This is a genomic window from Streptomyces sp. SAI-135, from assembly GCF_029893805.1.
Lineage (GTDB): Bacteria > Actinomycetota > Actinomycetes > Streptomycetales > Streptomycetaceae > Streptomyces.
In genome coordinates this window covers 6,880,531-6,900,002 of record NZ_JARXYP010000002.1, presented here as the reverse complement: position 1 = coordinate 6,900,002, position 19,472 = coordinate 6,880,531, and the positions used below count along the sequence as shown (strand labels likewise).

18 protein-coding genes are annotated in these 19,472 nt (G+C 71.4%); 10 read left to right on the top strand and 8 right to left on the bottom strand.

Annotated features, from left to right (window positions below; translation table 11 throughout):
• Positions 1-239: 239 nt before the first annotated feature.
• The 5 genes from M2163_RS35715 to acnA form a co-directional block, all read right to left on the bottom strand.
• Complete coding sequence (locus M2163_RS35715) at positions 240-1,304, bottom strand: lytic polysaccharide monooxygenase (protein ID WP_280896032.1); 1,065 nt, start codon at positions 1,302-1,304, stop codon at positions 240-242.
• Between the two features lie 527 nt (positions 1,305-1,831).
• Positions 1,832-2,380: a DUF1062 domain-containing protein gene (locus M2163_RS35710; RefSeq protein ID WP_280896031.1), complete on the bottom strand. Its 549-nt coding sequence runs from the start codon at positions 2,378-2,380 to the stop codon at positions 1,832-1,834.
• A gap of 205 nt (positions 2,381-2,585) precedes the next feature.
• Entirely contained in the window at positions 2,586-4,133 is a 1,548-nt protein-coding gene (locus M2163_RS35705) for an ATP-binding protein (RefSeq protein WP_280896030.1), read from the bottom strand.
• Complete coding sequence (locus M2163_RS35700) at positions 4,130-4,555, bottom strand: winged helix-turn-helix domain-containing protein (RefSeq protein ID WP_280896029.1); 426 nt, start codon at positions 4,553-4,555, stop codon at positions 4,130-4,132. Before M2163_RS35700 ends, M2163_RS35705 begins: the two co-directional genes overlap by 4 nt.
• Before the next feature lie 136 nt (positions 4,556-4,691).
• Positions 4,692-7,409, bottom strand: coding sequence for an aconitate hydratase AcnA (gene acnA / locus M2163_RS35695; protein ID WP_280848791.1), 2,718 nt, complete (start codon positions 7,407-7,409; stop codon positions 4,692-4,694).
• Between the two features lie 218 nt (positions 7,410-7,627).
• On the opposite strand from acnA, the gene M2163_RS35690 reads away from it, so the two are divergent.
• From M2163_RS35690 to M2163_RS35655, 8 genes are all read left to right on the top strand, one after another.
• Positions 7,628-8,503, top strand: coding sequence for a class I SAM-dependent methyltransferase (locus M2163_RS35690; RefSeq protein WP_280896028.1), 876 nt, complete (start codon positions 7,628-7,630; stop codon positions 8,501-8,503).
• Positions 8,504-8,624: 121 nt separating this feature from the next.
• Positions 8,625-8,825, top strand: a complete 201-nt coding sequence (locus tag M2163_RS35685; protein ID WP_007385362.1) for a DUF4236 domain-containing protein — start codon at positions 8,625-8,627, stop codon at positions 8,823-8,825.
• A gap of 83 nt (positions 8,826-8,908) precedes the next feature.
• Entirely contained in the window at positions 8,909-10,438 is a 1,530-nt protein-coding gene (locus M2163_RS35680; RefSeq protein ID WP_280848794.1) for a UDP-N-acetylglucosamine 1-carboxyvinyltransferase, read from the top strand.
• Between the two features lie 82 nt (positions 10,439-10,520).
• A complete protein-coding gene (locus tag M2163_RS35675) occupies positions 10,521-10,916 on the top strand; it encodes a helix-turn-helix transcriptional regulator (protein WP_280896027.1) in 396 nt (131 codons plus the stop codon).
• 210 nt (positions 10,917-11,126) lie between these two features.
• Complete coding sequence (modA, locus tag M2163_RS35670) at positions 11,127-11,951, top strand: molybdate ABC transporter substrate-binding protein (protein ID WP_280896026.1); 825 nt, start codon at positions 11,127-11,129, stop codon at positions 11,949-11,951.
• Complete coding sequence (gene modB, locus M2163_RS35665) at positions 11,948-12,805, top strand: molybdate ABC transporter permease subunit (protein ID WP_280848796.1); 858 nt, start codon at positions 11,948-11,950, stop codon at positions 12,803-12,805. The genes modA and modB overlap by 4 nt, the downstream gene beginning before the upstream one ends.
• A gap of 947 nt (positions 12,806-13,752) precedes the next feature.
• A complete protein-coding gene (locus M2163_RS35660; RefSeq protein WP_280897363.1) occupies positions 13,753-14,817 on the top strand; it encodes an ABC transporter ATP-binding protein in 1,065 nt (354 codons plus the stop codon).
• 190 nt (positions 14,818-15,007) lie between these two features.
• Entirely contained in the window at positions 15,008-15,208 is a 201-nt protein-coding gene (locus M2163_RS35655; protein ID WP_280896025.1) for a hypothetical protein, read from the top strand.
• Positions 15,209-15,247: 39 nt separating this feature from the next.
• Here the strand turns inward: M2163_RS35655 and M2163_RS35650 are convergent, their stop codons facing one another.
• Positions 15,248-15,676, bottom strand: coding sequence for a DUF6299 family protein (locus M2163_RS35650; protein WP_280896024.1), 429 nt, complete (start codon positions 15,674-15,676; stop codon positions 15,248-15,250).
• A 242-nt stretch (positions 15,677-15,918) separates the two neighbouring features.
• Here M2163_RS35650 and M2163_RS35645 point away from each other — a divergent pair, with 242 nt between their 5' ends.
• Positions 15,919-16,113, top strand: a complete 195-nt coding sequence (locus M2163_RS35645; protein WP_280848799.1) for a DUF5999 family protein — start codon at positions 15,919-15,921, stop codon at positions 16,111-16,113.
• A gap of 20 nt (positions 16,114-16,133) precedes the next feature.
• Here the strand turns inward: M2163_RS35645 and M2163_RS35640 are convergent, their stop codons facing one another.
• Together M2163_RS35640 and M2163_RS35635 are read right to left on the bottom strand one after the other, a co-directional pair.
• Complete coding sequence (locus M2163_RS35640; protein ID WP_280896023.1) at positions 16,134-16,532, bottom strand: RidA family protein; 399 nt, start codon at positions 16,530-16,532, stop codon at positions 16,134-16,136.
• Positions 16,529-17,731 carry an acyl-CoA dehydrogenase gene (locus tag M2163_RS35635; protein ID WP_280896022.1) on the bottom strand — a complete coding sequence of 401 codons (1,203 nt, stop codon included), beginning with the start codon at positions 17,729-17,731 and terminating at the stop codon, positions 16,529-16,531. The genes M2163_RS35640 and M2163_RS35635 overlap by 4 nt, the downstream gene beginning before the upstream one ends.
• A 147-nt stretch (positions 17,732-17,878) precedes the next feature.
• Between M2163_RS35635 and M2163_RS35630 the strand changes: the two genes are divergently transcribed.
• Positions 17,879-19,471: an AMP-binding protein gene (locus tag M2163_RS35630; RefSeq protein WP_280854067.1), complete on the top strand. Its 1,593-nt coding sequence runs from the start codon at positions 17,879-17,881 to the stop codon at positions 19,469-19,471.
• Position 19,472 lies beyond the last annotated feature (1 nt).

The following is a 19,472-nucleotide window of genomic DNA, read 5'->3' as shown; positions in this document are numbered from 1 at the left end:
CGCTCGTGGCCCGGCCGGTCCAGCCCTTTCCCCCAACCGAGTTGACATCGTTGTCCGTTGGCGCGATAGAGTCATGTACAGACCACTCGACAACGTTGTCGCGCGTCGCGTCGTCACAAGCCATGCACCATCCGCGCCGGCCACCACCCCCCTGCGCCGGCGCGGCTCGCGGACCCGGTGGCGCACAGCCCCACCGGGTCCGCCCTGAGCGGAGAGCCCGTGCGTGTTCTGACGGTGCGTCAGCCGACGCGGCAGGGCAGCGTCGTGGCCGTGTCGTCCCCGGAGCCGGTGACGACGTATCCGAAGGTCGTACTCCGCCCTGGACTGAGCGAGCCGTTCCAGTTGGCGTTGTGGACCATCACGTCCTGGCCGGTGTAGGTGGCGTTGCCGTTCCAGAGGCTGTCGACCTTCTGCCCGCCCGGCAGGGTCCAGTCGACCATCCAGCCCAGCATCGGGACGTCGCCGGAGTTGGTGACGGTCACCTCGGACTGGTAGCCGCCGCTCCAACTGCCGGTGGTCCTACGGGTGGCCGTGCAGGTGCCGGGCACCGGATCGGTCGGGTTGCCGGGCTCGTGGATGCCGGTGACCTCGCCGTTGCCGCCGTCGAAGACGACGTCGGAGCAGGAGTAGAAGGTCTCCGCGCTGTCCGAGCGCTGCCAGACCATGTAGATGATGTGGCGGCCGGACTTGTTGGCCGGAAGCTGCCCGGTCCAGGAGTAGTTGGCCTCGACCGTGCCCGGGCTGCCGTTGAGCGGCGGGTGGTCGACGCTGAGGAACGGCTGCGCCTCCATGTCGTCCCAGGTGAGGGTCTTCTTCGGGTCGAAGCCGTCCTTGGTGACGTAGACGTAGAACCAACCCGGGTGCGCGGCCCAGGCGTTGTAGGAGAAGTCGACCGTCTTGCCCGCGGTCAGGTGGGTGAGCGGCCAGTCGTCGCGGGGGGCGTTGAAGCCGGTGAAGTTGGTGTTGCCGCCGCTGCACAGCTGGCCGTCCGGCACGAAGCCGCGGGTGCGGCCCGCGCCGTCCGAGCGGAGCACGGAGAACCAGTTGTAGAACGGCGTGGTGCCGCTGACCTGCTGGGCGTTCTTGCAGGCCGGGTTGACGGGCTTGATCTCACCGGTGTCGGTCAGGGCGTCCTGCCAGCACAGGAAGGTGCGGCTGGCGGGTTTCATCGGGGTGCCGTGGGCCTCGGCTCTGCCGCCTGCCGTGAGGACGAGGCTGAGGGCGGGGACGGTGGCCAGGAGGGAGACGAGGACCAGGAAGAGGGCTCTGGGGCGGGTCACCCTCGATAACTTTGTCAGGATCATGACAGTCCAGTCCGTTCCTTGAGGTACGGGCCGTGCGGGGTGTGTGGTTGCCGTGGAGTGGGAGCCACCGACGGACGGGTTCCGGTCCGCCCGTATGGGAGCGCTCCCACCCCACGTGTTGCGGAAGGTAGCGCGAAGTGGGGTGCGTGTAAACAGGGGGCGGGGTTTGGGATGGGGTGAAATGGAGGTGGGGGGAGGGGGTTGGGATGGGGCGTCCAGCGGGCCGGTCGTTCCGTTCCCGCGCGCCCGTCGCCGCGCGCTCTCCCACCGCCGGAGCCACGACCTTGAGCGTGTCGTCCAGGGGCGGGTGCTCCCCCGCCGTCCGGCCGCTCTCCTCGGTCGGCCTCCTGGCCACCGGGTCCTCCAGCTCCGGCACTTGACTGACGGCCGGTCTCCTCGTGGTCGAACCGGCGAACTCGTACGCCCCGTCGTGCACGGGTCTGGGTGGCTGCCGGACGGGACGGCAGACACGCCCGCCTGGTCGGCACCCGGGGCCCGGTGACCAGGCCCCGCGTGCCGTACCGGGCTCAGCGTTTGAGCGTGAAGGTGAAGGCGTCGGAGAGCTTGGCGCTCAGGCGGACCGCCGAGACCAGCTTCCCCTCCGCGAGCAGTCTCTCGACCTCGGCCCTGGACAGGCCGCAGCCTTCGGCGATCAGCCGTACCGGACGGACGGGTATCCGTGCCGCGAAGCGGACCGAGACATCGATCGCCCCGTGGTCCGGTCGCTCCGGTCCGCCGGTGTCGAGACGCCAGGCGCCGGCCCAGTCCAGGGCGACGCGGTTGCGGCGCCGCACGGCCGGGTCCTGGAGCAACTCCGCTGCCAGAGCGGGGTCGTTGTCGTGGAGCCGGTCCAGCAGTCCGGGCCGTACGGAACGCACATGCACCCGCTCCAGGACCGTGAGCTTCGCTGTCCCCCCGCAGGCGGTGCAGAGCACGAGGAGCCAGGCGTCGAGGAGCTTGTGGTGCGCGTTGACACGGAACTTGCCGTCAGGCCGGAAGCGGTCCGACCCGCACGTGTGGCAACGGCGGAGGACGTGCGGAAGGCAGGTGGGCATGACCACCCAGGTGGTGAGCACAGAAGTACACCGGTTTCAGTGAGAAGTCCGCAGCAAGACGCAGCGCGGCGCACAGGTGCGACGCGCGACCGATCAGCGCTCGGGGGATCTCACAGGGTGTACAACGGCACGTCCTTGCGTCGGGGACTCGGTTCGGCAGCACGCTAACGGGGCACGGGGCGTCGATCCACCGGTTTTCGCCCGACTTCGCGTCCCGGTCCGGGAGTCACACCGGCACCCCGTCACCGGAGACCGTTCGCACCGCCGCCTGCGCCTCCGACGCCGCCGGGAGTTCGATCGTGAACTCGGTGTGCCCCGGAACGCTGTGCACCCGGATGCGGCCTCCGTGGGCCGCCGAGATCGCCGCCGCGACGGCCAGGCCAAGGCCGGATCCACCGGAGTGGGCGTCGGCACGGGAGCGGGAGGTGTCCGCGCGGGTGAAGCGTTCGAAGACCGTGGGCAGGAGGGCCTGTGGGATGCCGGGGCCGTTGTCGCGGACGCGGATCACGCAGCGGCCGTCCCCGGCCGCCTCCACCGCTGCCGTCACCCTCGTCCCGGCCGGCGTGTGCATCCGCGCGTTGGCCAGGAGGCCCGCCACCACCTGGTGCAGCCGGGCCTCGTCGCCGGTCACCGACGCCGGGGCGTCCAGGCGCAGTTCGAGCTGCCAGTCATGGCCGCTTCCCGCCGCCCGCGCGTCCCACACCGCCTCCGCGACCAGCGCCGCCAGATCCACCTCGCCGGACTGGAGGGGGCGGCCCTCGTCGAGGCGGGCGAGCAGGAGCAAATCTTCCACCAGGCCCGTCATCCGTGCCGACTCCGCCGAGACCCGGCGCCAGGCCAGCACCGGTTCGACGTCGGTGCCGCGGTTCATCAGCTCGGCGTATCCGGCGATGGAGGCCAGCGGGGTGCGCAGTTCGTGGCTGGCGTCGGCCAGGAAGCGCCGCATGCGTTCCTCGCTGCGCCGCATCCGCTCCTCTCCGCGCCGCATCCGCTCCTCGCTGCGCTGCCGCTCGGCGAGGGAGGACTCCACATGGTCGAGGAGGTGGTTGAGCGCGGCCCCGACCTGACCGGCCTCGCTGCCGGGGTCGGTGTCGCGCTCGGGCACCCGGGTCAGGGCGGTGACCTCGCCGTGCCCGAGGGGGGCACGGGAGACCTCGGCGGCGGTGGCGGCGACCCTGCCCAGGGGGCGCAGTTGCCGGCGTATGACCACCGCGCAGATGCAGCCGGCGGCGGCGAGCCCGGCCACGGCGACCCCTGCCTCGATCAGTACGAGTCCGCTGATCATGTCCTGGACGTCGTCCATGGGCAGACCGGCGAGCACCCGGACGTCGCCGTACACGAGGACGGTGACCCGATAGGTGCCGAGGCCGGGCACGCTCCGGGTGTGCATCGCCCCGTCCGCCCGGATCCCGGCCAGGGCGGTGCGCCGGCCGGCGCTGAGCTCGCGGGGCGGGGCGTCCTGGACGACGACGGCCGCGGAGACGATGGTGCCGTCCTCGTCGAGCCGGGCGGAGAGCAGGCCGGCGGGCTGCCCGTCCGCCCTCAGGAAGGTCAGGTCGTCGTCGAGGCCGGGGTGCGACGAGGCCTCGCCCAGGGCCCGTTCGGCAACGTTGCGTACGCGGTCGTCCAGTTCGCCCATCAGGTAGGCGTGTTGGAAGAGGGCCGTGATCAGGCCCATCGCGACACAGACGACGACCAGCGTGGCACTGACGAAGACGAGCAGCCGGGTACGGATGGAACGGGTGCGCATCCGCACGCTCGGACGCCGGCTCATCTCCCTTGCTCCCCGGCCCCGATGCCGTACCCGAGACCGCGCACGGTGCGGATCATCGGCGTCCGTCCCCGGTCGGTCTTCCGGCGCAGGTCGCAGATGCAGACCTCGACGAGGTTGCCGCCGCCGTCGAAGGAACTGCTCCAGACGTGGTCGAGGATCGGCGCCACATGGACGCGGTCGTCGGTGCGGCCGTGCCTGGCTCCGGCCCGGCGCGGCAGCGCGCGCAGCCGCAGCACGACCTCCTCCAGAGAGAACGGTGCGCAGCCGCGTGCGGTCCGCGGCGCGCTCCTCCCGTCCAGCGCCGGGCAGGGGCGCCGGCCCGCCTCGGTGACGGCGGCGGACAGCACTTCGTTGCGTGCGGGCTCGTCGTCGACGATGAGCACGCGTACGCGGCCGGTCGGGGAGCCGGATGTGCCAGTCATGCACCGATCGTGTCCCCGCCCGCTGAGGGAACCCTGTCTTCCACCTGAGGATGGGTGATGACCTGCGGTGACGGGGACACGGCGAAGGGCCGCGCCCCCGTCACCGGGAGTGCGGCCCTCAGGCGCCCGAAAGGACTTACTTGCGGATCAGGCTGCGCAGCACGTACTGCATGATGCCGCCGTTGCGGTAGTAGTCGGCCTCACCGGGGGTGTCGATGCGGACGACCGCGTCGAACTCGACGCCCGTGTCGGTGGTGACCTTGACCGTGCGCGGGGTGGTGCCGTTGTTGAGCTCCTCGACACCGGTGAAGGAGAAGGTCTCCTCGCCGGTCAGGCCGAGCGTCGCGGCGGACTGGCCCTCGGGGAACTGGAGCGGCAGGACGCCCATGCCGATGAGGTTCGAGCGGTGGATGCGCTCGTACGACTCGGCGATGACGGCCTTGACGCCGAGGAGCGCGGTGCCCTTGGCGGCCCAGTCGCGGGACGAGCCGGAGCCGTACTCCTTGCCCGCGAGGACGACGAGCGGGATGCCCTGCTCGATGTAGTTGCGGGAGGCGTCGTAGATGAACGACACCGGACCGCCGTCCTGGGTGAAGTCGCGGGTGTAGCCGCCCTCGGTGCCCGGCGCGATCTGGTTGCGCAGGCGGATGTTGGCGAAGGTGCCGCGGATCATGACCTCGTGGTTGCCTCGGCGCGAGCCGTAGGAGTTGAAGTCACGACGCTCCACACCGTGCTCGGTGAGGTACTTGCCGGCCGGGGTGTCGGCCTTGATGGCACCGGCCGGGGAGATGTGGTCGGTGGTGACCGAGTCGCCGAGCTTGGCGAGCACGCGGGCGCCGGTGATGTCGGAGACCGGGGTGGTCTCCATCGTCATGCCCTCGAAGTACGGGGGCTTGCGCACGTAGGTCGACTCGGCGTCCCACTCGAAGGTGTTGCCGGTCGGGATCGGCAGCGCCTGCCACTGGGCGTCGCCGGCGAAGACGTCGGAGTAGGACTTGTTGAACATGTCCTCGCCGATGGCGTTCGCCACGACGTCGTTGACCTCGGCCTCGGAGGGCCAGATGTCCTTCAGGAAGACCGGCTTGCCCTCCTGGTCCACACCCAGCGCGTCCTGGGTGATGTCCACCTTCATGGAGCCCGCGAGGGCGTACGCGACAACCAGCGGCGGGGAGGCCAGGTAGTTCATCTTGACGTCGGGGTTGATACGGCCCTCGAAGTTCCGGTTGCCGGAGAGGACCGAGGTGACCGCGAGGTCGTGGTCGTTGACGGCCTTGGAGACCTCCTCCGGCAGCGGGCCGGAGTTGCCGATGCAGGTGGTGCAGCCGTAGCCGACGAGGTTGAAGCCGACCTTGTCGAGGTAGGGGGTCAGGCCCGCCTTGTCGAAGTAGTCGGTGACGACCTTCGAACCCGGGGCGAGGGTGGTCTTGACCCACGGCTTGCGGGTCAGGCCCTTCTCCACGGCCTTCTTCGCGACGAGCGCGGCGGCGACCATGACGTACGGGTTCGAGGTGTTGGTGCAGGAGGTGATGGCCGCGACCGTGACCGCGCCGTGGTCGATCTCGTACGTCGAGCCGTCGGGGGCGGTCACGGTGACCGGGTTGGACGGGGCGCCGTTCGGGGCGACCGCCGGGGCGTCGGAGGCCGGGAAGGACTCCTTGCCGGACTCGTCCACGTCGTCGACGTAGTTGCGGACGTCCTGCTTGAACTGCTCGGCGGCGTTCGCGAGGACGATGCGGTCCTGCGGGCGCTTCGGGCCGGCGATGGAAGGCACGACCGTGGAGAGGTCGAGCTCCAGCTTCTCGGAGAAGTCGGGCTCGGCCTTCGGGTCCAGCCAGAGGCCCTGCTCCTTGGCGTACGCCTCGACGAGCGCGAGCTGCTGCTCGGAACGGCCGGTGAGCTTGAGGTACTTGATGGTCTCGTCGTCGATCGGGAAGATCGCGGCGGTCGAGCCGAACTCCGGCGACATGTTGCCGATGGTGGCGCGGTTCGCGAGCGAGGTGGCGGCGACGCCCTCGCCGTAGAACTCGACGAACTTGCCGACCACGCCGTGCTTGCGGAGCATCTCGGTGATGGTCAGCACGAGGTCGGTGGCGGTGGTGCCGGGCTTGAGCTCACCGGTCAGCTTGAAGCCGACGACGCGCGGGATGAGCATGGAGACCGGCTGGCCGAGCATCGCGGCCTCGGCCTCGATGCCGCCGACGCCCCAGCCCAGCACGCCGAGGCCGTTGACCATCGTGGTGTGCGAGTCGGTGCCGACCAGGGTGTCGGGGTACGCCTGCCCGTTGCGGACCATGACCGTGCGGGCCAGGTGCTCGATGTTCACCTGGTGGACGATGCCGGTGCCCGGCGGGACGACCTTGAAGTCGTCGAACGCGGTCTGGCCCCAGCGCAGGAACTGGTAGCGCTCGCGGTTGCGGCCGTACTCCAGCTCGACGTTCTGCGCGAACGCGTCGTGGGTGCCGAACTTGTCCGCGATGACGGAGTGGTCGATGACCAGCTCGGCCGGGGAGAGCGGGTTGACCTTCGCGGGGTCGCCGCCGAGCTCCTTGACGGCCTCACGCATGGTGGCGAGGTCGACGACACAGGGCACGCCGGTGAAGTCCTGCATGATCACGCGGGCCGGCGTGAACTGGATCTCCTGCGACGGCTGGGCCTGGGAGTCCCAGCTGCCGAGCGCGCGGATGTGGTCGGCGGTGATGTTCGCGCCGTCCTCGGTACGGAGCAGGTTCTCGAGCAGAACCTTGAGGCTGTACGGCAGGCGGGCCGAGCCCTCCACCTTGTCCAGCCGGAAGATCTCGTACGACTCGTCGCCCACGCTCAGCGTGGCGCGGGCGTCGAAGCTGTTCGCCGACACGACAGTCTCCTTCATTTCTGTGCGCTTACCACCGCATCCTGCCGCCACGCCGTCTTGGCCGATCCGCTAAGGTAAGGCTAAGTTAGGTATGCCTTACTGCCAGACCCAGCGAAGCGTGCGACTGCGGTACGCCTAGGCAGATATCTCGATGTCGAGATAACTCTAGTACATGAGGCCGGGATGGTCATGCCCGGCCTTGCCGTGATGTCCTGACCGGCATGCCTGACGGATGGGAATGGGACCCGACCCTCTTCAGGGGAAGCGCGGTCCACTACCGGCGCGGCCGGCTGCCGTACGCCCCGGGTCTCGCCGAGACCGCGGCGACGGTTCTCGGACTCGACGGCCGGGGCAGACTCCTCGACGTGGGCTGCGGGCCCGGGACGGTGCTGCTCGCACTGGCGCGGTACTTCACGGAGGCGGTCGGTCTCGATCCCGACGAGGACATGCTGGCCGAGGCGGAACGGCAGGCCGAGCGGCGCGGGGTCGGCAACGCCCGCTGGGTGACCGGCCGCGCCGAGGACCTGCCGGCCGGCCTCGGGACGTTCCGGATCGTGCTGTTCGCCCAGTCCTTCCACTGGACGGATCGCGACCGGGTCGCCGCGACCGTGCGGGGCATGCTGGAGCCGGGCGGCGCGTTCGTCCACATCAGCGACGTCCACATCGGCGACGTTCACATCAGCGACGACAAGGACGCGCCGACCGCGACCGCTTCCCTGCCGTGGCCCGCCTCCCCGTACGCGGAGATGGGTGAGCTGGTGCGCGAGTACCTCGGTCCGGTGCGCCGCGCGGGACAGGGCCGGCTCGTCGACGGCACGCCGGGGCGGGAGGACCTGGTCCTGGAGCGGGCGGGGTTCGAGGACTTCGAACAGCATGTGGTGCCGGCCGGGCAGCTCGTCGAGCGCACCGCGGACGACCTGGTGGCGTGGGCGTTCTCCCGGTCCGACTCCGCCCCTCATCTGTACGGCGGCAGACTGGCGGAGTTCGAGCGGGACCTGCGCGCACTGCTGCGAAAGGCCTCGCCGGACGGCCGCTTCGCGGAACGCCTCCCGGCGACCCGGATCATGATCTGGCGGCCGCCGCGCGACGAGGGGTGACAGCCGCCCCAACTCGCCCCCGGCGGCGGGGCGGTACGAAAGCCGGCACCCATCACTTCGCCCGGCCGGGGTATGCGAACGAGGTCGAAAGCACGCGACCGACCTTCAAGGGGAGGCCCCCATGCCGCTCACGTTCCGCAAGAGTTTCCGGATCCTTCCCGGAGTGCGGCTGAACATCAACCGGCACTCCTGGTCCATCACGACCGGTGGCGGAAGCCACGGCCCGAAGCACACCCACAGCAGCACAGGACGTCGTACGACATCGGTTGATTTGCCCGGACCTTTCGGATGGCGTCGGACCCGTACGGCCAAGCGTCACTGACGTTTCCTCAGGTCCGTCCGGGCCCCTCCCCCGAACGGACCCCCCGGAATGCGCCATCTCATATCTGAGATAGCCTCAACCGCATGGCAGACGACTACCTCGTACGTATCGGCAAGCTCATCCGTGACGCCCGACAGCACCGGGGCTGGACGCAGTCGCAGCTTGCCGAGGCGCTCGGCACCAGTCAGAGCGCCGTCAATCGCATCGAGCGCGGCAACCAGAACATCAGCCTTGAGATGATCGCCCGTATCGGTGAAGCACTGGACAGCGAAATCGTCTCTCTGGGCTACGCGGGCCCGATGCATCTGCGGGTGGTCGGCGGTCGTCGGCTCTCCGGCTCGATCGACGTCAAGACGAGCAAGAACGCGTGCGTGGCCCTGCTCTGCGCCTCGCTCCTCAACAAGGGGCGCACGGTGCTGCGCAGGGTCGCCCGCATCGAGGAGGTCTACCGCCTGCTGGAGGTGCTGAGCTCCATCGGGGTGCGCACCCGGTGGATCAACGGCGGTGTCGACCTCGAACTCGTGCCGCCGGCCGAGCTGGACATGAACGCCATCGACGCCGAGGCCGCTGTCCGCACACGCTCCATCATCATGTTCCTCGGCCCGCTGCTGCACCGCATGGACGCCTTCCGGCTGCCGTACGCCGGCGGCTGCGACCTCGGCACCCGGACCATCGAGCCGCACATGATCGCGCTGCGCCGGTTCGGTCTGGACGTGGCGGCGACCGAGGGCCAGTACCACGCCCGGGTCGACCGGGAGGTGCGCCCCGACCGTCCGATCGTGCTGACCGAGCGCGGCGACACCGTGACGGAGAACGCGCTGCTCGCGGCCGCCCGCCACGACGGCGTCACCGTCATCCGCAACGCCTCCTCCAACTACATGGTCCAGGACCTCTGCTTCTTCCTGGAGACCCTGGGGGTCAGGGTCGAGGGCATCGGCACCACCACCCTCACCGTGCACGGCGTGCCGCACATCGACGTGGACGTGGACTACTCCCCCTCCGAGGACCCGGTCGAGGCGATGAGCCTGCTGGCCGCGGCCGTGGTGACGGAGTCGGAGCTGACGGTGCGCCGGGTGCCCATCGAGTTCCTGGAGATCGAGCTCGCGGTCCTGGAGGAGATGGGCCTCGACCACGACCGCACGCCCGAGTACTTCGCCGACAACGGCCGCACCCGGCTCGTCGACCTCACGGTCCGGCCCTCCAAGCTGGAGGCGCCGATCGACAAGATCCACCCGATGCCGTTCCCCGGCCTGAACATCGACAACGTCCCCTTCTTCGCGGCCATCGCGGCGGTCGCGCAGGGCCAGACCCTCATCCACGACTGGGTCTACGACAACCGCGCGATCTACCTCACCGACCTCAACCGCCTGGGCGGCCGCCTCCAACTCCTCGACCCGCACCGGGTGCTGGTGGAGGGCCCGACCCGCTGGCGCGCCGCCGAGATGATGTGCCCGCCGGCCCTGCGCCCCGCCGTGGTCGTCCTGCTGGCGATGATGGCGGCCGACGGCACGTCCGTGCTGCGCAACGTCTACGTCATCAACCGGGGGTACGAGGACCTGGCCGAGCGGCTCAACTCGGTGGGTGCGCAGATCGAGATCTTCCGCGACATCTGACACCCGATCACCACCGCACCCCTGCCTGGCTCGCTGTTGGGGGGCCGGGGAGGGGTGCGGTCGATCGCCTATCTTGGCGCGTATGCAGTCCTACACGATCGGTCAGGCCGCGCGGTTGCTCGGCGTCAGTCCTGACACCGCGCGGCGGTGGGCGGACGCCGGGCGGGTGCCCACGCACCGGGACGAAGGGGGCCGACGCCTCATCGACGGCAGGGACCTGGCTGCCTTCTCCGTGGAACTGGCCAGGGGCGAGGGCGAGGAGGAGGTGCCCTCCCACACCTCCGCCCGCAACGCCTTCCCCGGCATCGTCACCGCCGTCAAGCTCGGCGATGTCGCGGCCCAGGTGGAGATCCAGGCGGGCCCGCACCGGCTGGTGTCGCTGCTGACCCGGGAGGCCGTGGAGGAACTCGGTCTGGAGGTCGGGGTGGAGGCCACCGCCCGGGTGAAGTCGACGAACGTGCACATCGACCGCGCCTGAGCAACGGAACCACCTCGCGCCCCTCCGGCCCGGGCCCCGGAGCCGCACCCGGTTCCCGTATGAACGCACATGCCAACCTGGTGGATCAGGTTTCCGGCTCATGCGATGCGACAGTGGGCTCTTGCCTGGCATCTGCGTCAGTATGATCGGCGTATGCGGCCCTCCCGGGGGCGGGCCGGGACGATGAGGACCAGAGGGAGCGGACCTGTGATGACCCCTACCGCGCACCGGAACCGCCGGGCCCTGCGGACGGCCGGCGCGGGGGCCGCGGCGCTGCTCGCCCTGAGCGCCTGCTCCTCCTCCGCCTCGGACTCCTCGTCCTCGAAGCCGTCCTCGTCCACCTCCGCGTCGGACCAGCTCTCCGGCACGGTGACCGTCTTCGCCGCCGCCTCCCTCAAGGAGAGCTTCACGACGCTGGGCCGGCAGTTCGAGCGGGCCCACCCCGGCACGAAGGTCACCTTCAGCTTCGGCGGCAGCGACTCGCTAGCCGCGAGCATCACCGGCGGCGCCCCCGCGGACGTGTTCGCCTCGGCCAGCCCCAAGACGATGAGGATCGTCACGGACGCGGGGGACGCCTCCGGCACGCCCGCCACCTTCGTGCGCAACCAGTTGGAGATCGCCACCCTGCCCGGCAACCCGGACCAGGTCGGCTCGCTGAAGGACCTCACGGACAAGGACCTGAAGGTCGTGCTGTGCGACAAGGAGGTGCCCTGCGGTGCCGCCGCGCAGAAGGCCCTCGACGCGAGCAGGCTGAAGCTCACGCCGGTCTCCTACGAGCAGGACGTCAAGGCCGCGCTGACGAAGGTCGAACTGAAGGAGGCCGACGCGGCCGTCGTCTACAAGACCGATGTGCACGCCGCCGGTGACAGGGTGGAAGGTGTGGAGTTCCCCGAGTCCGCCGACGCGATCAACGACTATCCGATCACCCTGCTCAAGGGCGCACGCAACGAGGACACCGCGAAGGCGTTCATCGCTCTCGTGCGGTCCGCCGAGGGCCAGAAGGTCCTGACCGGAGCGGGGTTCCTGAAGCCATGACCCGGCCGGCCCCGTCCGACGCCGCGACCGAGACCCTCCGGAGCGGGCCGCGGCGCCTGCGTGCGGGGAGGGCGGGCCGAGGTGCGCCGCTTCCCCTGCTCGTGCCGGCGCTGCTCGGGCTGGCGTTTCTGATCGTGCCCCTGATCGCGCTTGTCGTACGAGCCCCCTGGCGCTCCCTGCCCGAGCAGCTGACCAGCGCCGATGTCTGGCAGGCGCTCCAACTGTCCCTGGTCTGCGCCACGGCCGCGACCGCGGTGAGCCTGGTGATCGGGGTGCCGCTGGCCTGGCTGCTGGCCCGGGTCGAGTTCCCCGGCCGCGGTCTGGTCCGTGCCCTGGTCACCCTGCCGCTGGTCCTCCCCCCGGTCGTCGGCGGTGTCGCCCTGCTCATGGCACTGGGCCGCAACGGCGTCGTCGGGAAGTGGCTCGACACCTGGTTCGGGATCACGCTGCCCTTCACCACGGCCGGGGTGGTGGTCGCCGAGGCGTTCGTCGCGATGCCGTTCCTCGTGATCAGCGTGGAGGGCACGCTGCGGGCCGCCGACCCGCGCTACGAGGAGGCGGCGGCGACGCTGGGCGCCTCACGCTTCACCGCGTTCCGCCGGGTCACCCTGCCGCTGATCGCGCCCGGGGTCGCGGCGGGCGCCGTGCTGGCCTGGGCGCGGGCGCTGGGCGAGTTCGGCGCGACGATCACTTTCGCCGGCAACTTTCCCGGCCGCACCCAGACCATGCCGCTGGCCGTGTACCTCGCCCTCCAGAGCGACCCGGAGGCCGCCATCGCCCTCAGCCTGGTGCTGCTGGCGGTCTCCGTGGCGGTACTGGCCGGCCTGCGCGACCGCTGGATGGCACCGGGATGACCGGGTCGGGTGGGGGCGGGCGGCCCTGGACAGGCGGCGGAGGCAAGCAGTCCCGGTCAGCTGGGGCCGGACGGCCCGAGCCAGGTGCCGGCAGGCGGTCCCGGGCCGGTGGGGACGGGCGGTCCGAGACAAGTGACGGCACACGATCCCAGGCCGGTGGGGACGGGCGGTCCGAGACAGGTGCCGGCACACGGTCCCAGGCCGGCGGGGACAGACGGCCCGAGACAAGTGACGGCACGCGGTCCCAGGCCGGCGGGGACAGACGGCCCGAGACAAGTGACGGCACACGATCCCAGGCCGGCGGGGACAGACGGCCCGAGACAAGTGACGGCACACGATCCCAGGCCGGCGGGGACAGACGGCCCGAGACAAGTGACGGCACACGATCCCAGGCCGGCGGGGACAGACGGCCCGAGACAAGTGACGGCACACGGTCCCAGGCAAGTGGGGACGGGCGATCCGAAAGCGACCGTGGCGCGCGGTCCTGGACCAGCTGGGGGCGGCGGTCCGGGGGCGACGACGAAGTGACGCCCTGCGGCACCGAGGAGACGACCGAGTCCGCCGCCGCCCCGACGACACGAGCAGGGGATGGTCCGGCGATGACGACCGGCGGCGGCCACCAAGCGACGCGCGATCCGGATGACGGCAAGCCGACCGGGGTCCACGCCCAGCACGCGACACACCACTCCGGCGCCGAGACGACGGCCGAGTCCTCCGGCGCACCCACTCGCCCGGCCGGAGCGGGTCCCGCGCCCCCAGCCGACGTCGACGGCGACCGGGCGACGCCCACCGTCGGCACCGGCAGAACGGCCGAGGCCCTGGAGCACCGCACCGCAGGGACCAGCCCCCACCCGACCACCGCGACCGACATCGCCCCCGCAAGTCGCGCCGGAAGCAGGGCGGACCGACCCGGTGACTTCGAGAAGGACAGGACCGGTGACCGTTCCATGACCCGTGAGCCGCGAGCAGCCGCGGACGGTCTCGACGCCCGCCTGGTAGTCGACCGCGGTGCCTTCCGCCTCGACGTGTCCCTGGTCGTCGCCCCCGGCGAGGTCGTCGCCCTGCTGGGCCCGAACGGTGCCGGCAAGACGACCGCCCTGCGCGCCCTCGCCGGTCTCACCCCGCTCACCGACGGCCATCTACGGCTCGACGGTGCCGCGTTGGAGCACACGCCTCCGGAGCACCGCCCGGTCGGCGTCGTCTTCCAGGACTACCTGCTCTTCCCGCACCTCTCCGCGCTCGACAACGTCGCCTTCGGCCCGCGCTGCCAGGGCGCGACCAGGGCCCAGGCGCGGGCACAGGCCGCCGAGTGGCTCGACCGGATGGGTCTCGCGGCCCACGCGGGCGCCAGGCCCCGGAAGTTGTCCGGCGGCCAGGCCCAGCGCGTCGCCCTCGCCCGCGCGTTGGCCACCCGCCCCCGGCTGCTCCTCCTCGACGAGCCGCTCGCCGCACTGGACGCCCGTACCCGTCTGGAGGTACGGGCCCGACTCCGGCGTCACCTGGCCGAGTTCGAGGCCGTCGCCGTACTCGTCACGCACGACCCGCTGGACGCGATGGTCCTCGCGGACCGCCTGGTGGTCGTGGAACACGGCGAGGTCGTCCAGGAGGGCGTCCCGTCCCACATCGCCCGCCATCCGCGCACCGACTACATCGCCCAGTTGGTCGGTCTGAACCTCTACCGCGGCGAGGCCGACGGCCATACGGTCCGGCTGGAGGCCGGGCCCGCGCTCACGACCACGGAGGACCTCACGGGTCCCGTGTTCGTCGCGTTCCCGCCGAGCGCCGTGACCCTCTACCGCGAGCCCCCCGCCGGCACGAGCGCCCGCAACCACTGGCGCTGCGAGGTGGCCGGTCTGGAGACCCACGGCGACCAGATCCGCGCCGACCTCACGGGCGAGCTCCCCCTCGCGGCGGACCTCACGACGGTGGCCGCGGCCGAACTGGACCTGCATCCGGGCGCGGAGGTCTGGGCGGCGGTCAAGGCGGCGCAGACGCACGCGTATCCCGTCTGAGCACGCGTATCCCGTCTGAGCGCGGGCAGCCCCGTGGGGTCGGGCCGACGGCCCACCAGTGATCACGACTCCGGGGGCCTCACCCGAACGGCCGACCGGACAGGCCGCCCGTCCCGGCCGTTCCTAGCCTGAACGGGTGCGGGGTGCGCCGGCCCCACCCCCGGCCGGCCGCCGCCCGCTGGAGGAGATCATGACGCACACCCCACCCGCACTGCGGTGCGTGAGCCGCCACTCCGGTCCGCGGGACGGGGAGGAGTGCGGGGCCCGCGCCCGTTTCGAGATCGCCTGCCACGCCCGGCCACCGCTGGTCGTGTGCCCGCAACACCTGGGCCCCGCGCTGCTGTTGGCCGAGGGTGTGCGGTGGCCTCCGGAGATCACACTCGTCCGGTGAACACCTGCTCGCGGCCGCCGGTGCGACCGCGGGCCGCGCTCAGCCCTGCGTCAGCGTGATGTCCCGCTGCCCGACCGCGTGGAAGCGCGGCAGCGGCAGGCCGCCCTGGATGCTGAGTTCCATGAGGGTGGCCTCGACGTGGGCCGCGCCCGGTTCCAGAGTCTGGTCGCTGGGCTTGCCCGTGTTCTGCCAGCTGTGCTCCACGCCGTCGCACACCGCGCGGGTCCCGCCGATGCCGTACCGGACCGTCGAGGAGCTGACGCTGACGGAGGAGCTCACGAACACCGGGCCGGTGCCGCCGGTGCAGCGGTAGGTGCCGGACAGGGTCACGGTGCCGTCGGCGGCGATACGGCCGAGGGGGTCGACGGTGACGGTCTCGTACGGGTCGGCGTTCGCGGGCAGTGCCGGGGCGGCCAGCAGGAACAGCGCGGCACCGGCAGCGGCGGCGAGAGCGGGGCGAACAGGCATGGGGGTACCTCCCGGATGAGGGGAACGCGAGCCTCCACTGCTACCGGGAACACGCTCGGACAGCCGTGATCGTCACTCCTTCGGTGGCGAGTCCGCATCGAGGGTCGTGGAACCGTCCGAGAGTTGTCCGCGTGTTGTCACGCTTCCTGTCGGGCCGTTCCGATGAGTTCGCGGCGGGGGCATGGTCTACCCATACGGATACGGACCCCATAGGGACGGTCCGCTCACTGTGGAGGTGCGCCATGTGTTCTCACCGGTCTTCGTGCGCTTCGTCCGACAGCGCCACCCCGCACATCGTCGCCGCTCACCCCGAGCAGGGCTGGAACCTGCTGTGCAACGGCGCGATCGTCTTCGACGACACCGGCGAACTGCTGCCCGACGGCCGTGTCGTCGCACCGCACCGGGTGCAGACCGCACAGCTGGCCGTCGCCGCCTGATCGCCGTCTCCGCGCCGCCGCTACGGCAGCACCGCGAAGCCGTCGAGTTCCACCGCGGCCTGGTCGTCCCACAGCCGTACGACCTCGACGACGGCCATGGCCGGATAGTCCCGGCCCGCCAACTGCCGCCATATATAGCCGAGTTCGCGGGCGTGGGTGCGATAGGCGGCGATGTCGGTGGCGTAGACGGTGACCCGGGCGAGGTCGGACGGGGTACCGCCGGCGGCCGCGAGGGCCGTGAGCAGATTGCCGAGCGCCTTCTCGAACTGTTCCGGCAGGCTCTCCCCCACCACCTTGCCGTCGGCGTCCAGGGCCGTCTGTCCCGCCAGGAAGACGACACGAGAGCCGGTGGCGACGACCGCGTGCGAGAAGCCGGCGGGCGGGGACAGTTCGGGCGGGTTGATGCGCTCGGCGCTCACGAGACCTCCAGGTCGGCGTACAACTCCTTGGCGATGATGCCCCGTTGGACCTCGCTGGCCCCTTCGTAGATGCGTGGGGCGCGCACCTCCCGGTACAGGTGCTCCAGGAGATGGCCGCGCTCAAGGGCGCGCGCGCCGTGGAGCTGGACCGCGGTGTCGACGACGTACTGCGCGGTCTCGGTGGCGAGCAGCTTCGCCATCGCCGCGCGCTTGGGCACGTCCGGGGCGCCTTCGTCGTACGCCGTCGCCGCCGCGTACACCATGAGCCGGGCCGCGTCCGTGCGCAGGGCCATCTCGGCGACCGTGTGGGCCACACTCTGCAGGTCCCTCAACTTGCCGCCGAACGCGTCCCGTTGTGAGGTGTGCGCGAGGGTGGTGTCCAGTGCGGCCTGGGCCATGCCGACGGCGAAGGCGCCGACGCTGGGCCGGAAGAGGTTGAGGGTGCCCATCGCGACCCTGAAGCCGCGGTCGACCTCACCGAGGACGTCGTCGGCACTCACCGGCACGGCGTCGAAGGCGAGGGCGCCGATGGGGTGCGGGGAGAGCATGTCGAGGGCGGTGCCGGTGAGTCCGGGCCGGTCGGCGGGGACGAGGAACGCGGTCACCCCGCGCGCTCCGGCGCCGGGGGTGGTCCGGGCGAAGACGGTGTAGAAGTCGGCCTCGGGGGCGTTGGAGATCCAGCACTTCTCCCCGGTGAGCCGCCACCGGGAGGGTCCGTCGCACTCGGCGACGGGGGCACCGGTCCGTGACGGGACAGCCGACGGCCCGGCCGAGGACGCCCCGCCCTCCCCTTCCCCCTCCGCCCGCAGCCCCAACGCCGCGGCGTCCGACCCCGCCCCCGGCTCGCTCAGGGCGAACGCGGCCACCGCGCCGCCCTCGCCGACCGCCGGCAGCCAGCGGTCCCGCTGGGCCGGGGTGCCGTGGGCGTGGACGGGGTGGGCGCCGAGGCCCTGGAGGGCGAGCGCCGTCTCCGCCTCCGTACAGGCGTAGGCGAGGGACTCCCGCATCAGGCAGAGATCGAGGGCCCCGGAGGTGAACAGCCGTTCCAGCAGGCCCAGTCGGCCGAGTTCGGCGACCAGTGGCCGGTTCACCCGCCCGGGCTCGCCCTTCTCCGCGAGCGGGCGCAGCCGTTCCTCGGCGAGGGCGCGCAGCTGCGCACAGCGGGCGGTCTGTGACGGTTCGAGCGAGAATGCGGGCATCGCCGGTCCCTTCTCGTCGACAGGGCCCCACGACAGTATCGCGTGCCGTTGACTGTCGTCACCAACACGATACGCTCCTTGTGCGAGCCCACCATCGACGCCCACAAGGCGGCCCACGCGGCCCGGAAGGCAAGGGGGCGACCCGCCATGAACGCCTCGGCCCACGTCGACACCTTCGCGCGCGACCACCTCCCGCCCCCCGACCAGTGGCCGGAGCTGCGCTTCGACCTGCCGGAGCTGCGGTACCCCGATCGGCTGAACTGTGCCGCCGAGCTGCTGACGGGCCCGCCCGACGACCGCCCCGCCTTCCGCACCCCGGCCGGCGACACATGGACGTACGGCACACTGCGCGCCCGCGTCGACCGGCTCGCGCATCTCCTCACCGGCGACCTCGGAGTGGTCCCCGGCAACCGGGTGCTGCTGCGCGGCCCGACCACGCCCTGGCTCGCGGCCTGCTGGCTGGCGGTGCTGAAGGCGGGCGCGGTCGCCGTGACCGTCCTGGCCCAGCAGCGCCCGCACGAGCTGGCCACGATGTGCGGGATCGCGCGCATCGGGCACGCCCTGTGCGACATACGCGCCGTCGACGACCTCGCCAAGGCCGAGATACCGGGCCTCAGGATCACGACGTACGGCGGCGACACCCCGGACGACCTGCTGAACCGCGAGGCGCCCGGGACGCCGTACCCCGCCGTGCGGACCGCGGCCGACGACGTGGCGCTGATCGCCTTCACCTCCGGGACCACCGGGCGTCCCAAGGGCTGTATGCACTTCCACCGGGATGTGCTCGCGATAGCCGACACCTTCTCGAAGCATGTGCTGCGGCCCCATGTGGACGATGTGTTCGCCGGCAGTCCCCCGCTCGGCTTCACCTTCGGTCTCGGCGGCCTGGTGATCTTCCCGATGCGGGCGGGCGCCAGCTCCCTCATCCTCGAACAGGCGCACCCCCGGCAGCTGCTGCCGGCGATCGCCGAGCACCGCGTCTCCGTCCTGTTCACCGCCCCCACGGCCTACCGCGCCATGCTCGACGAGCTCGACGCGTACGACGTCTCGTCCCTGCGCCGCTGCGTCTCCGCAGGCGAGAACCTGCCCGCGGCCACCTGGCAGGCGTGGCGGGAGCGGACCGGACTGCGGATCGTCAACGGCATCGGCGCCACCGAGCTGCTGCACATCTTCATCTCCGCGGCCGACGAGCACATCCGGCCCGGCACGACCGGAGTGCCGGTACCCGGGTGGCAAGCGCGGGTGGTCGACGAGACGGGTCACGAGAAGCCGGACGGCGAGCCCGGGCTGCTTGCCGTGCGCGGCCCGGTCGGCTGCCGTTACCTCGCCGACCCGCGCCAGCGCGAGTACGTGCGGGACGGCTGGAACTTCACCGGCGACACATACGTCCGCGAGAGCGACGGGTACTTCCGCTATGTGGCCCGCGCGGACGACATGATCATCTCCGCCGGGTACAACATCGCCGGACCGGAGGTCGAGGACGCCCTGCTGCGGCACCCGGACGTGGTGGAGGCGGCGGTCGTGGGGAGGCCCGACGAGGCACGCGGACAGGTCGTCGTCGCCTACGCCGTCCTCAAGGAGGGCGCCGAGCGCGACGCGGAGGCGCTGCGCACCTTCGTCAAGGGCGAGCTGGCTCCCTACAAGTGCCCGCGCGAGATCGTCTTCCTGGAGGCACTGCCGCGCACCGCGACCGGCAAGCTCCAGCGGTTCAGGCTGCGCACCGATGGTGACCAGCAGTGAT

Bases quoted from the DNA above. Each gene is read 5' to 3' on its own strand.
- M2163_RS35715 (WP_280896032.1), bottom strand. From the start codon at position 1,304: ATGATCCTGACAAAGTTATCGAGGGTGACCCGCCCCAGAGCCCTCTTC.
- M2163_RS35705 (WP_280896030.1), bottom strand. From the start codon at position 4,133: ATGAGCCGGCGTCCGAGCGTGCGGATGCGCACCCGTTCCATCCGTACC.
- M2163_RS35700 (WP_280896029.1), bottom strand. From the start codon at position 4,555: ATGACTGGCACATCCGGCTCCCCGACCGGCCGCGTACGCGTGCTCATC.
- M2163_RS35690 (WP_280896028.1), top strand. From the start codon at position 7,628: ATGCCTGACGGATGGGAATGGGACCCGACCCTCTTCAGGGGAAGCGCG.
- M2163_RS35685 (WP_007385362.1), top strand. From the start codon at position 8,625: ATGCCGCTCACGTTCCGCAAGAGTTTCCGGATCCTTCCCGGAGTGCGG.
- M2163_RS35680 (WP_280848794.1), top strand. From the start codon at position 8,909: ATGGCAGACGACTACCTCGTACGTATCGGCAAGCTCATCCGTGACGCC.
- M2163_RS35675 (WP_280896027.1), top strand. From the start codon at position 10,521: ATGCAGTCCTACACGATCGGTCAGGCCGCGCGGTTGCTCGGCGTCAGT.
- modA (WP_280896026.1), top strand. From the start codon at position 11,127: ATGACCCCTACCGCGCACCGGAACCGCCGGGCCCTGCGGACGGCCGGC.
- modB (WP_280848796.1), top strand. From the start codon at position 11,948: ATGACCCGGCCGGCCCCGTCCGACGCCGCGACCGAGACCCTCCGGAGC.
- M2163_RS35660 (WP_280897363.1), top strand. From the start codon at position 13,753: ATGACCCGTGAGCCGCGAGCAGCCGCGGACGGTCTCGACGCCCGCCTG.
- M2163_RS35655 (WP_280896025.1), top strand. From the start codon at position 15,008: ATGACGCACACCCCACCCGCACTGCGGTGCGTGAGCCGCCACTCCGGT.
- M2163_RS35650 (WP_280896024.1), bottom strand. From the start codon at position 15,676: ATGCCTGTTCGCCCCGCTCTCGCCGCCGCTGCCGGTGCCGCGCTGTTC.
- M2163_RS35645 (WP_280848799.1), top strand. From the start codon at position 15,919: ATGTGTTCTCACCGGTCTTCGTGCGCTTCGTCCGACAGCGCCACCCCG.
- M2163_RS35635 (WP_280896022.1), bottom strand. From the start codon at position 17,731: ATGCCCGCATTCTCGCTCGAACCGTCACAGACCGCCCGCTGTGCGCAG.
- M2163_RS35630 (WP_280854067.1), top strand. From the start codon at position 17,879: ATGAACGCCTCGGCCCACGTCGACACCTTCGCGCGCGACCACCTCCCG.